The organism is Legionella feeleii (assembly GCF_001467625.1).
Lineage (GTDB): Bacteria > Pseudomonadota > Gammaproteobacteria > Legionellales > Legionellaceae > Tatlockia > Tatlockia feeleii.
In genome coordinates this window covers 25340-38348 of sequence record NZ_LNYB01000004.1, presented here as the reverse complement: position 1 = coordinate 38348, position 13009 = coordinate 25340, and the positions used below count along the sequence as shown (strand labels likewise).

Genomic DNA, 13009 nt, shown 5'->3' with positions numbered 1-13009 from the left:
CAAGCAACTTGTATTTTTATCAATTATTCTCCCAAGCTAACCGATGGTAGAAATCATCGCGTATTTGTTTTTTATTTCCAGCTTGGATAGTCTTGGATATTCTTTTTATTATTAACATGTCAAATGCAGCCAGTGGACGAACTTCCAATTCTTTTACAGTCAAGGAATTCCTTTTATCTAAAACATTTTGCAGCCCTTAAACATCCGGTGGCTGAGGCACTGCAAGTGCTTTTGTTGGTCAGTGATTATGCTTGCCGACAGGTAGACATTTTAAAGCAATTGCTGCAACAAGATGATTGCCAACAGCCTTTAACCCGTGAAGATTATTTTATGCAGGTGAATCAACTGAGCGGACAATCATTTATTCTTTTTGCTCGTGCTTTACGCCAATTTCGCCATAGTCATTTTTTGCGTTTGCTACTGCGTGAAATAGCAGGTTTAGCTAATACGGAAGAAACGATGCTGTCCTGGTCTGATTGCGCTGATGCAATTATTAGGCATGGTGTTGCTTTTTGCCAGCAGGAATTGGCAGCGCGCTATGGAGAGCCTTGTGACGAGACTGGCCTTCCAACCCAACTTGATGTACTTGCTATGGGCAAACTTGGCGGCCGGGAGCTTAACTATTCCTCAGATATTGATCTGATTTTTGCTTTTTCTGCTGCTGGTTATACCAATGGCCAGGAGCAATTGAGTAATGAGCAATATTATACGAAGGTAGTACAGCGGTTTATACAGCTCTTACAAAATGTGACTGCTGATGGCTTTGTTTTTCGGGTCGATTTACGTTTACGCCCTAACGGGGAGAGTGGGGCTTTGGTGAGTAGTCTTGCAGCTATGGAAACTTATTACCAGGAACAGGGGCGTGATTGGGAACGGTATGCAATGGTTAAAGCTCGTCTGATTAGTATAAATCCTGATGAGCAATCACGCTGGATTCACCGTTTGATAACCCCCTTTGTTTATAGACGCTATGTGGATTTTAGTGTCATTGAGTCTTTACGCAGTATGAAAGCAATGATCGAACGGGAAGTGCAATTAAATCCTGCTCTAAACGATATCAAACGCGGTTTTGGGGGGATTCGCGAAGTAGAGTTCATTATTCAAAATATCCAGTTAATTCGTGGTGGTAGATTGCCCCATTTACAGCAACAAGGTGCTATGGCCGCCCTTGATGCTTTAAAACAAGAGGGATTATTGGCTCGTACAGCGGCCTTAAAACAAGCTTATCTCTTTTTAAGAAAGTTGGAAAACTGCCTGCAAAGTCAAAATGACCAACAAACCCATTCTTTGCCTGTTGATGCAGTAAAACAAGCGCAAATTGCGTTAGCGATGGGATACAGTAATTGGGATGATTTGTTGACAAGGTTGCATCAATACCAACGAATCATCAGTGCAGCTTTTCATGCAGTACTGCATAAGGTAGATACGGATGAAGATCAACATCGCCTTCTAGCTAACCAGTTAACCAGTTTGTGGCAGGGACATATTGAAAATTCAATGGCTATTAATTTGTTAGCAAGTCTTGGTTTTCAACACGCTGAACGCTGTTATCAAATGATCCATGCCTTTAGGCATGCACCACGTTGTAGACGCTTAACTCAAGCGGCAAGAATGCGGCTTGATCGTTTCATGGTTTTGTTGCTAAGTGAATTAACCGAGGTTGGTGAAACAGATACCGTTTTACTGCAGGTTTTGCACTTATTGGAGAATATTGTTGGCCGTAGTGCATATCTCGCTTTGTTAACTGAAAATCCACAGGTACTAAAAGAATTATTGTATTGGTTTGCCAATAGCCCTTTTATTACCTCTTTATTGGTTGGTCAGCCATTTTTACTTGAAGTACTCTTGGATCCAGAACAGACCTGGCATCCTCCATCACGAAAGCAATTACAGCAGACATTGAGAAATCAGTTAGCACACTGTGGTGATAATGAATTACAGGAAGAAGTTCTACGCCAGTTTAAATTGGTTAATTGGCTAGCTGCGGCGCGTGCCGAAATGGACGGCCGCTATGACGCGGTACGTACCGGTCGTTTTCTAGCAGATGTTGCCGAGGTAATTGTTGTTGAGGTTTTAACAATTGCTTGCCAGCAGTTAAGCAGCCGTTACCCACAAATCAGGCAGGTTAAATCCCGTTTTGCCATTATTGCTTATGGCAAATTAGGTAGTCGAGAAATGAATTACAATTCCGATTTGGATTTGGTTTTTATTCATGCTGCTTATCCTGAAGAAGAGAGTTTGGTGACTCGTTTGACTCAGAAGATTTTGCATATGCTAACAACACGCTCACAAGCAGGTATTTTGTATGAAGTTGATACTCGTTTGCGTCCCTCCGGAGCAGCAGGACTGTTGGTTAGTCCTATTGAAGCGTTTGTCGATTATCAATGTACTCAAGCCTGGACTTGGGAACATCAGGCCTTATTACGGGCTCGGGTATTGTCAGGCAATCAACATATACGTTCGGTATTTAAGCAGCTAAAGATTGATGTATTATTTTTGCCGAGAGTTAAACAAACTATTCGGGATGACGTATTGGCAATGCGTGCAAAAATTCAGAAACATGTTGATGCTGATGAAATTAAGCATGCGGCTGGTGGTCTGCTTGATCTGGAATTTTTAGTGCAGTTTTTAGTACTGACCAATCCTGCTTCAAGTTTGGTACAATATACTCATACTCTAAGTTGGCTAAGAACATTATTTAAGGAAGGTAAATTAAATAAAACACAATTTGGCCAATTAAAGCGAGCATATAAATATTACCATCATTTGCTGCATCAACATGTCCTTCAACCTGGATTAGTAGGTAATAAATCTTATCAGACGGAAGTATCAGCGCTTAGCCAACAATTTTATCTGTAAACGTTATTAGCCGCCGCAGGAGGATTGAAAAAATGATCATCTCCCTTAAGCGCTTCCCGGGATTTTTTATCAATTAATTTAACAATACCTCACCACGTGCCTCTATATTAATATTTCATTAAGCATTGTTGAGTATAATTGTTGACCTAATCGACTAAATGGTAACACAATGACCAATCAAGCCTCTGACAATACAAATAAAAGCACTAGCTATAGCCAATGTGCTTATAACATGACAACTACTGTCGCCGCTATTGCTGGCCCCGCTCTAATTGCGTATTTTGCAGCGCCTTATTTAGCTTTAGCAACCAGAGCAATTTTCCCCGCTGCTTATGCGTTAGTCATTGGGCCGCCTAGCACTATTGGGTATTACTCTACTTACATACCTGCTCGCGAATACGCTTGTACAATGGTATATAATAACTCGCATATTATTGTAGGGACTGCCTCTGCAACTGTACAAGCAGCAAAAAAAGTTGTAAGCAGCATCGCCAATTGCAGTGCGGGATTTTTCGCTTCGTCTAAGTCAGATTCTTCTACCCAAGAACCCTCCATTCAGCACGATATAGAAACTGGTGAATTAAGAGTTTAGATCAATAAGTGTGACCTGGTTGCTTGCAACCAGGGTTACGACATATAGCGCTGGATACTCACATCAATAAAATCAATTTTATCTTTTTATCTAATGATGGTTCACTAACTTCATTAGGCTCTTTATTATCATGTGCCATCATAGCTTTACCCGTTTAAGGTTATTATTACAGCTGCTTTTACTTAAAGGTGACTTTCTCAATTATTGCAGGTTTATTTTTAGGACTGTTATCCGAGGATGCAATAAAAAGGGTTTGATTATCTTGCCCACCAAGGGCACAATCAAATGGGTGAAAACGGGTTTTTATAACCGTTAAGCAATTTCTATTGGAATCAATGCATAGCACCTCCTTTTTTCCTGGCGATGCAATCCATACAGCATTCAGTTTTTCATCAAAGCAAATTCCATCAGGATAATGGCGGTTTAAATTCTCTGGTACGCTATGCTCATCGAAGCTCACTTCAAAACCTAGATTATCGAATTTGATCCATGGCCTTTGATTTATCAAAGTATTATCTTTGTGAATATCAAAAATGGATACAGTAGCTGAAAATGTTTCTGCTACTATCAAATGTTTACCATCCGGCGTTATCAAAATACCATTCGGATAGCCAATATTGGACGCTGCTATTTTAATATCACGTTCTTTTGTGATCATTAGAATATTTGATTTAACTGGTTTTACTTTGTGTTGTGGATAAAAACCTGAGGCACTCACATAAATGATATCATTTTGAGAAACAGTAAAATCATGGCAATAACCTGGCGTGGCTATCTCAAGTGATTTAAAAATAGATAAAAAATTATCTTTATATTGCAACAACTCTCTCTTTTTCAGCGAGGTTATTAACAGACTATTATCCGATAACCAACCTAATCCGGCAGGAGAAGCAACAGAAATTTTTGTGATTAATTGACCTGTTGCAGAAAAACAATATACGGTATTGCCCCCTAAATCACAGAACCATAAATTATTATTATGCCATCTTAAACCTTCAGTAAATTGAAAACCATCGAGAAAAATTTCTGTATTAAATATGTCCATGTTATATCCTAAACAGATTTTACCTGTGAATTAGCCGCGTAAAAAATTGATAATCCACTGGGCGATCAATTCATCATCTGCATCTTGCTGCAATGACTTAAGTCCTTGTTCATAGCATTCCTTGCCTAGAATGCGCTCACGATCTTCGATTAAGGCTTGAGAATAAGCTTTGGTAAATTCCGGATGGCCTTGTATGGTGAAGAGGTTATCGCCAAACTGCAGCATATAAAACGGACAGAAGTCACTGCCGGCAAGTATTTGCGCGTTTAGGGGTAAGGTTACAACCTGATCTTGATGACTGACTAGTAGCTTGAAATTATCACGTTGAGGAATCATCCAGGGTTTTTGTTGGGTCATTTTGTTTTGTGACATACCTACACCCCAGCTCTTCGGGGATTTAATCACTTCTCCACCCAAGACTTTGGCAATGAGCTGATGACCAAAGCAAATGCCAATCACTTTCTTTGCGGCGTTGTTTAATTGCAGTACGAAATCCTCAAGTACTCTTATCCAGGGAAGATCATCGTTGACGCCGTGGCGACTGCCTGTAATCAAGTAAGCATCACAAGTATCAATAGTAATTGGTAATTCACCCTGTCGCACATCGTAAACGACAAACTCCAGGGAAGGATCTGCTTTTTTTAGCAATCTGGCAAACATATCTGGATATCGTCCATGTACTGGAGCAAATTTTTCTTGAACCTCATCACATTGTAATAATCCAAGATTCATGATGGCTCCGGCAGGTAAGCTATTTCCCCGACAATGGCTGCATGCAGAATAGTCTGATACTGCGATACATTGAAGGGAATAGGATTGCTACCGGCTGCGGCATCCTCTGTGGCCATTGCCGCAATTCGTGTTACTTGCGAATCATTAATACCTATTTCAGCTAAAGAATGTTCAATACCCAACTCATGGCGTAATTTTAACACCCAGTCAAAAAAGCCATCAAAGCCTTCACTTATCTGCAGATAAGCCGCGAGGCGTGATATTCTATGCTCTATAGCAGGTCTGTTAGCCTGTAATACATAAGGCATCAGAATAGCATTCAAACGTCCATGATGGGCATCGTAAATAGCCCCTAAGGGATGCGCCAATGCGTGCATTGCACCTAAACCACGTTGAAAAGCAGTAGCGCCCATTGCTGAGGCGACAAGCATCTGCGTACGCGCTTCCAAGTCCCTACCATTTTTAACAGCACGAGGTAAATACTCTTTTACAAGCCGAATACCTTCCATAGCGATTCCTTCTGCCATGGGGTGATAATAGTTAGAACATAAGGCTTCTAAAGAGTGTGACAATGCGTCCATACCAGTAGCTGCGGTGAGCTGTGGTGGTAACTCAATGGTAAGTTCTGGATCCAGAATGACTATTTCAGGTAACATTTTGGGATGAAAGATAATTTTTTTGGTATGTCGCTCACTATCAGTAATAACTGACGCACGTCCTACTTCAGAGCCGGTACCTGCAGTGGTTGGTATGGCAACCACTGGTGCCATACCTGCGATATTGATTCGCTTCCAATTATCGCCGATGTCTTCAAACTCCCAGAGCGGGCGTTCTTGACCTACCATTAAGGCAATTGCCTTGCCTGCATCAAGCCCGGAGCCACCACCAAACGCAATCACACCATCATGTTTGCCAGCATGGTAAGCGTTTACCCCTGCCATGACATTTTCACCGCTCGGATTTGCTTTGATTTGACTGAATACCGCTACGCGCAGATGAGCTTCCCGGCAATGTTGTAATAAATTGGCGACCATAGGCAACCGGGCTAGACCTGGATCGGTTACTAACAAAGGCGCTTTCATGCCTAGTGTGTTACATGCCTGGGCAAGTTCGTTCACTCGTCCGGCTCCTACTCGCACCTGGGTAGGATAGTTCCAGTTAGCCGTCAATGATGGCATGCTCATAGTGCAAACTCCTTTAGCTTACAGTTTTTATATGAAAAGATTTTGGACGGGTGAGTGACTCATAGCCAAGCACAGATAACGTGCAGCCCCGACCAGAATTTTTTACACCAGTCCATGCTAATGCTGGATCAAGATAGTCACAGCGATTAATAAAAAAAGTGCCTGTATGCAATTGCTCGCCAATGGCTGTACCCGCAGGGATATCTTTAGTGCAAACAGTAGCAGTCAAACCATAGTCACTGTCATTCATCAAGGCAACGGCCTCAGCATCACTATTGACTGCCATGATACCTACTACTGGCCCAAAAGATTCTTCCGACATCACCCGCATTTGGTGATTAACCTGAGTTAAAATCTGGGGAGCCATATAAGCGGAACCAGACTTATCCATTGGAAAATCTTGTCTATCAATATGCGCTACAGCACCTTGTGCAACTGCTTCTTTAATTTGAGCGCGCACAAAATCAGCACGGGCAGCGGATACCAAGGGGCCAAGTGTGGTTTCAGGATCATTGGGTCGCCCAAGTTTATATTTTTTAACCAGATCTACGGCTTTCTTAACAAAAAGATCATAGACATGTTGATGCACGTAAATACGCTCTATACCACAGCAGGATTGACCTGAGTTAAAAAAAGCGCCATCAATTAGGGTTGCAACGGCTTGATCAATATCGGCGTCTGCACGTACATAGGCAGGATCTTTACCACCGAGTTCAAGACCAATATTCAGAAAACGTCCAACAGCAGCTTTTTCAATCATTTTCCCGCCGGCAACAGAACCAGTAAATGCAACATAATTAATGGTTGGAGATTGAATGAGTTTTTCTGTGTCTGTATGAGTGAGATGTAAGTACTGGAAAACCCCATCGGGCATACCAGCTTGAACAAATGCTTCCGCTAAACGCTCTGCTACTAGAGGCGTTTGTGCAGAATGTTTCAGCAACACAACATTGCCCGCCATAATGGCTGGAATGATGACGTTCACTGCGGTGAGAAAGGGATAATTCCATGGCGCGATTATTAACACGGCTCCCAGGGGTTCACGTTTGATATAACGGATAAAATCTGGTTTTTCAGGTAATTCAATGGTTGCCAATGCTTTATCGGCATTATTGATCATATAAAGTGCGCGTTCTTCAAAACCGGTTATTTCGCCTGCGGCATAACGAATAGGGCGTCCCATTTGCCAGCAAATCTCTTCGGCAATCGCTGCCTTGTTAGCCACAAGGATTTCAACAGCGGCCAGACAAAGTTTTGCTCTGTTTGCTAACGAAGTAGTACGCCAAGTACTTTTTGCTGCCTCAGCTTTTACCAGAGCTTGGTGGATAATTTCTTGACTGGCAAACTGACGTTCTACATACAGCGAGTTATCAATAGGAGAATACGTTTTTAATGTGTCCTTCATCTTAAAATTCCTTCAGAATCTAGCAGGTTTGACATTTCGCCAGCTTAAGTGCCACGGTTTAGTAGAAATGTCCTAAATAATTTCGAAGTAACGATCCAATTCCCAATCAGTAATATGTCGGCGAAATTCCCGCTCCTCCCATTCGCGTGAGGCTGCGAAATGCTCAACAAATCCCTCACCAAACAGAGAGTAGGCCGCTGCTGAATTTTTCAGGCGTTGTGCTGCTTCCCACAAGGTTGAAGGTAAAGCCAATTCCTTGTTATGAGATTGAGTGTAGGAGTTGCCTCGAATTTCCTCTTCTGGCTCCCACTCATGCTCAATCCCATATAAACCCGAGCCCAATGCCGCAGCGAGGGCAAGATAAGGATTCGCATCGGCAGAACCCAAGCGGTATTCGATTCGTTGTGATTTGTCACTACCTGGAATCAAACGCAAGGCAGTAGTACGATTTTCTACTCCCCAGGTGGCATCAGTGGGAGCCCAAAATCCAGGAATCAGACGAGTATAGCTGTTCACAGTGGGTGAAAACATGGCTAACAATTCGGGCATCAATTTTTGCTGCCCGGCCAGGAAGTGGCGCTGGATCTTACTCATATTATATTTCGTTGAGGGATCATAAAAAGCGGAAGACGAGTTGTTTTTGTTTCGCAACGACATATGAATATGGCCACTTTGCCCTGGGTAATTGGGCGACCATTTAGCCATAAAAGTTGCCATCATATTATTGCGCTGTGCCAATACTTTCATAAAGGTTTTAAACAGCGCTGCTTTGTCGCCAGCAGCATCAGCTTTATCTACTGCTATCGCTGCTTCAAGGACTCCGGGACCTGTTTCTGTGTGGAGAGCTTCAATAGGGAAATCCATAATTTCACCCATATTGAGGATTTGATGATACAACTCCGCATGGACACTATTGCGAATTACTGAATAACCGAAGAAATCGGGGGTCATTGGTTTTAAGTTACGGTACCCTTTGGCTCGTATACTGTCTGGCGTCTCATCAAACATGAAAAATTCATATTCCAAAGCAGCATAGGCATCAAAGCCCATCATCTCTGCTTTTTGAATGACGCGACGTAACACACCCCGGGGGCATAATTCCGCGGCCGCACCGTCAAACTCAGCCATAAATAATAATTGATTGTCTTCAAAGACAAGCTCACGACAACTCTGAGGTAAAATACGAACTAATGCATCTGGATAGCCAGTATGCCAGCCGGTATATTTAACGTTATCAAAAAGCTTGTCTTTGGAATCCCAGCCCAGAATTACATCGCAAAAAGAAAATCCATGTTCTAAGGCCGAGAAAAATTTGCTCCGGCTCATGTACTTGCCAAGCATGACCCCGTCCATATCAATAAGTCCGATTTTTACGTGAGTGAGGTTACGTTCTTCAACGATGCCTTTTGCATCTTCCACTGTTCTAACATCCCTTGGATTTAACATCGTATGTCCTTATTTTTAAGTGAGCAGCCAAGCATTAGACCTCTTTCCAAAATCTACTATGATAGGGAAAAATTCTGTCCGGAAACTACAATAGAGATAATAATTATTTCGAGGTGAGCGAGCGCTATCTATCAAGAGTAGCATGTAAATCATGGAAAAGGATAGCGGAAGGAATTGAATTTACCTTTGCCAAGTAAACGACTTGGCGAAGGTAAAAATTAATAGGCTTTTCGGAAGCTCGCTACAGAACAATCCAAGACACGTGGCCGCAGAACTGGGGTGTTCATGCAGGTGCATCAGGATTCGGTCACGGTAGGCGAAGTCTAGTGACTGGTAGTATCAAAGTCACCATAGAGATCGTAATCATCACTGTCAGTCACTCTAATGTCTGCTAACTCACCGACACGAACATTATCACTCAGTGGCAAAAAGACTAGACCATCTATTTCCGGTGCATCACTTTTACTGCGCGCAATAATTTGTTCTTCGTTAATTTCGTCAATTAAAACAGTTTGGCGTGAACCAATTTTGGCAGCCAGCTTGGCGCGACTGATTTCAGCCTGCACTTGCATAAAACGGTGATATCGTTCTTCTTTGATATTTTCAGGAACCGGGTCTGCCAATTCATTGGCTTTAGCCCCTTCAACTGGTGAATATTGAAAACAACCAACACGATCCAGCTCGGCTTCTTGCAAAAAGTCGAGCAACTCTTCAAATTCGTCTTCAGTTTCACCGGGGAAGCCAACAATAAACGTGGAGCGCAAAGTAATGTCAGGACAAATTTCGCGCCATTGGGCAATACGCGCCAAGGTGTTTTCACTACTGGCTGGGCGTTTCATCGCCTTTAACACACGTGAGCTGGCATGTTGCAGCGGAATATCCAGATAAGGGAGAATTAATCGGTCACGCATTAATGGGATGATCTCATCGACATGTGGATAGGGATAAACATAATGCAGACGAACCCAAATACCTAGCTCGCCGAGTTGCTCACATAAATCATAAAAGCGAGTACTTATTGTTTTACCTTGCCATTCAACGGGTTGATAACGAGTATCAACACCATAGGCGCTGGTATCTTGCGAAATAACCAATAATTCCTGTACACCTGCATCTTTTAAACGTTTTGCTTCACTTAGTATTTGTGGCAGGGGATAACTTTGTAATTTACCGCGCATGGTGGGAATGATGCAAAAGGTACATTTTTGATTGCAACCTTCTGAAATTTTTAAATAGGCATAATGGCGCGGTGTTAATTTAATGCCTTGAGGTGGTACTAATTGAGTGAAGGGATCTATGGGCGGCGGTAAATGCCGATGTACAGCACGGACGACTTCCTCATAAGCATGTGCACCACTGATATGTAATACATCAGGACATGCTTCACGAATAATATCTGCTTTGGCACCGAGGCAACCTGTTACAATAACACGTCCATTTTCGGCCATGGCTTCTTTAATGGTGTCCAAAGATTCTTTGACTGCTGCATCAATAAAGCCACAGGTATTGATTACCACGACACCGGCATCCTGATAACTGGACACCAAATCATAGCCCTGAGCACGCAGTTGAGTAATGATTCGCTCTGAATCCACCAGTGCTTTAGGACAACCCAAACTGACAAAGCCCACTCTATGGTTCATAATTTTCTATCTGTAAAAAAAGTGGGCGAATTATACCGTTTTCAGGGTAAGGTTGTCTAATATCTCGCTGAGATTCATCATTTTTAGCATACCAAGTCCATTTATCTGCTATCTGCCATTCGATACGCCAAGTGCTATGCAGATATTAAACTATATTGAGCTTCTTTCAATTAAATGCTCCCCATGTCACTATCGATACAGAACATCAACAGAATCAGCAACGCCTTTCCAAAATGGCTACCATACAGTGTGAGGTTTATCTCCAGGGTTGTATCAATGCTCTGGCTAAAATTCTTGACTTTTAATTTTACATACAAGTTTTTGGGGCATAGTAACTACTCGCTATCAGAACTTATCTCACCCCGGCCAAGTTGATTGATTTTTAATCCTTATAAGAAATACCCGGAATATAAAGATAAGGAGGTACTGTAAGCTTTTGGCCATGACAGCTTGGTTTTAGAGTAACACTGTTAACGAGAAACCATCTAGTACGATGGCGATAACCTAGCTCGTGAGATGGCCTAAGCTTGAAACACGGTTTTAATAGTTCCATTGGACCTAAAACCCAGCGATGTGGGCCGGCCTCAATCCAGGCAGCAGCTTCTTGTTTCTGCTTTGAACGGCTCATGTGATAGGCAAAATGCCAGATAGGCTGATGAGCAAATAATAGATGCTGCTCTTTAAAACCAAGAATTAGAAGAGGCTCTTTATAAGGGACACGTTCAGCCGTTTTATTCATGATAGCTGCCGGAGTTCGTAAATTGTTTAGCTGCGGATAAAGCAAGAGGGAGTAACACAACCAACAAAGGGTTAGCCCAAGCAATATTCGTAATAATGGAGCCTGGCGCAATAAAAAATTAATGAATAGCAAACCGATGCCTAAAAGAAAGAAAGAGAGGCTCAGTGTTGTACTCAACTCTGCAGTGAGAATAGCCGGTTTGTTACCGGTGAATAACATACATGCAGCGGCAAACACAATCAGCGTCATCAGCCAATTCAAACCTCGCAGCAATCGGGATGGCCAAGTATAACTGACCAGCTCCATTAACCAGGGAGATGCCAACAAAGCGAATGCGGGGGTGGCTGGCGTTAAGTAAACTGCCCGTTTACCAGGAGAAATTGAGAAAAACAAAATAACCAGTAATACATAACCTAATAATAAGAAAACACGCCGATCACCCTGCTTAAGAGCAATTTTCCAACACCTAACCAGCCATGGTAAAAAAAGAGATAAGGGCAACCAAAATAGCGGTATGACTTGGATTAGATAATACCAAGCAGGTTTGATATGAGTCCATGAGTGAGTATAGCGACCCGCTGTCTGATGAAGCAGAATATCAGTGCGATAAGCTTCCAGAAGAGGAGATGAGCTGTGTTGTGTGCTCCAAATCATTGGTATCAACCAAAGACTGATAGTGGCTAGCATGACTAGAGGACCTGCCACAGTTTTTGCAATAGAGAAAAATCTTGCTTGACGGATTACATCAAAATGAGTCCATAGCGCCGGGAGTAAGATGAAAACTGCAAGAATACCAACTCCTTTCGTAATAATTCCAAGACCTGCCGTAAACCAACCAAAATAGTACCAACGCCAACCACCACTTAAGAGCAAAAAACGTAAAAACCCATAAATGCCGAGAGTAACAAACAGAGTGACTAGTGCATCGATCTGTGCGGTTTTAGCTTGGAGTGTAAATTGTACCGTAAAGAGCAACATGAGTGCTGCAAGAAAACCGATTTCCCTATTCCATAATCGACAACCCAGATCCCATGTCAGAATCAATGTCAATAAACTCGCCAACAGCGAAGGCAGCAAAAAAGCTATTTTAAGAGAGTGAGTCAATAAGTATAGGACAACGATTCCCCACATAAAAAGTGGTGGTTTATCAGCATAGAGTTCTCCTCCACGCATAGGAATGAGCCAATGCCCACTCTCTAGCATTTGTTTAGCGATCAAAACAAAACGTGGCTCATCGGCAGGCCAGGGATCACGCAAACCAAGGCCTGCGCCAAGTATCACCAAGGCTAAGAGTATTAGTAGCCAATACCTATTAGTAAAGGTAAGTAGTTGGCGATCGACCAGCATAGAATCACTATCTAATA

Annotated in this window: 9 protein-coding genes; 2 read left to right on the top strand and 7 right to left on the bottom strand. The window is 42.4% G+C overall.

Translation table 11 applies throughout. The annotated features are described in order from the left end of the window. Window positions 1-123 precede the first annotated feature (123 nt). The gene (glnE, locus tag Lfee_RS00290) at window positions 124-2859 is read left to right on the top strand and encodes a bifunctional [glutamate--ammonia ligase]-adenylyl-L-tyrosine phosphorylase/[glutamate--ammonia-ligase] adenylyltransferase (RefSeq protein WP_058443280.1); all 2736 of its coding nucleotides are present in this window, start codon (window positions 124-126) and stop codon (window positions 2857-2859) included. A gap of 169 nt (window positions 2860-3028) precedes the next feature. Next, entirely contained in the window at window positions 3029-3451 is a 423-nt protein-coding gene (locus tag Lfee_RS00285) for a hypothetical protein (protein ID WP_058443279.1), read from the top strand. 178 nt (window positions 3452-3629) lie between these two features. On the opposite strand, the gene Lfee_RS00280 is transcribed toward Lfee_RS00285, so the two are convergent. The 7 genes from Lfee_RS00280 to Lfee_RS00250 all read right to left on the bottom strand — a co-directional run bounded on the left by Lfee_RS00280 (window position 3630) and on the right by Lfee_RS00250 (window position 12992). Next, on the bottom strand, window positions 3630-4496 hold the full coding sequence (locus tag Lfee_RS00280) for an SMP-30/gluconolactonase/LRE family protein (protein ID WP_058443278.1): 867 nt from the start codon (window positions 4494-4496) through the stop codon (window positions 3630-3632). A gap of 30 nt (window positions 4497-4526) precedes the next feature. Continuing rightward, complete coding sequence (locus tag Lfee_RS00275; protein ID WP_058443277.1) at window positions 4527-5228, bottom strand: glutamine amidotransferase-related protein; 702 nt, start codon at window positions 5226-5228, stop codon at window positions 4527-4529. After that, window positions 5225-6412: an iron-containing alcohol dehydrogenase gene (locus tag Lfee_RS00270; protein WP_058443276.1), complete on the bottom strand. Its 1188-nt coding sequence runs from the start codon at window positions 6410-6412 to the stop codon at window positions 5225-5227. The genes Lfee_RS00275 and Lfee_RS00270 overlap by 4 nt, the downstream gene beginning before the upstream one ends. A 13-nt stretch (window positions 6413-6425) precedes the next feature. Continuing rightward, the gene (locus Lfee_RS00265) at window positions 6426-7817 is read right to left on the bottom strand and encodes an aldehyde dehydrogenase family protein (RefSeq protein ID WP_058443275.1); all 1392 of its coding nucleotides are present in this window, start codon (window positions 7815-7817) and stop codon (window positions 6426-6428) included. A 72-nt stretch (window positions 7818-7889) separates the two neighbouring features. Further along, entirely contained in the window at window positions 7890-9263 is a 1374-nt protein-coding gene (locus tag Lfee_RS00260; RefSeq protein WP_058443274.1) for a glutamine synthetase family protein, read from the bottom strand. Between the two features lie 323 nt (window positions 9264-9586). After that, a complete protein-coding gene (rimO, locus tag Lfee_RS00255; protein ID WP_058443273.1) occupies window positions 9587-10906 on the bottom strand; it encodes a 30S ribosomal protein S12 methylthiotransferase RimO in 1320 nt (439 codons plus the stop codon). A gap of 382 nt (window positions 10907-11288) precedes the next feature. After that, window positions 11289-12992: an ArnT family glycosyltransferase gene (locus Lfee_RS00250; protein WP_058443272.1), complete on the bottom strand. Its 1704-nt coding sequence runs from the start codon at window positions 12990-12992 to the stop codon at window positions 11289-11291. Between the last annotated feature and the right edge of the window lie 17 nt (window positions 12993-13009).

What these genes read in the sequence shown, in the direction of transcription:
- rimO (WP_058443273.1), bottom strand. Translation starts at nt 10,906, where the DNA reads ATGAACCATAGAGTGGGCTTTGTCAGTTTGGGTTGTCCTAAAGCACTG.
- Lfee_RS00265 (WP_058443275.1), bottom strand. Translation starts at nt 7,817, where the DNA reads ATGAAGGACACATTAAAAACGTATTCTCCTATTGATAACTCGCTGTAT.
- Lfee_RS00275 (WP_058443277.1), bottom strand. Translation starts at nt 5,228, where the DNA reads ATGAATCTTGGATTATTACAATGTGATGAGGTTCAAGAAAAATTTGCT.
- glnE (WP_058443280.1), top strand. Translation starts at nt 124, where the DNA reads ATGCAGCCAGTGGACGAACTTCCAATTCTTTTACAGTCAAGGAATTCC.
- Lfee_RS00260 (WP_058443274.1), bottom strand. Translation starts at nt 9,263, where the DNA reads ATGTTAAATCCAAGGGATGTTAGAACAGTGGAAGATGCAAAAGGCATC.
- Lfee_RS00280 (WP_058443278.1), bottom strand. Translation starts at nt 4,496, where the DNA reads ATGGACATATTTAATACAGAAATTTTTCTCGATGGTTTTCAATTTACT.
- Lfee_RS00250 (WP_058443272.1), bottom strand. Translation starts at nt 12,992, where the DNA reads ATGCTGGTCGATCGCCAACTACTTACCTTTACTAATAGGTATTGGCTA.
- Lfee_RS00270 (WP_058443276.1), bottom strand. Translation starts at nt 6,412, where the DNA reads ATGAGCATGCCATCATTGACGGCTAACTGGAACTATCCTACCCAGGTG.
- Lfee_RS00285 (WP_058443279.1), top strand. Translation starts at nt 3,029, where the DNA reads ATGACCAATCAAGCCTCTGACAATACAAATAAAAGCACTAGCTATAGC.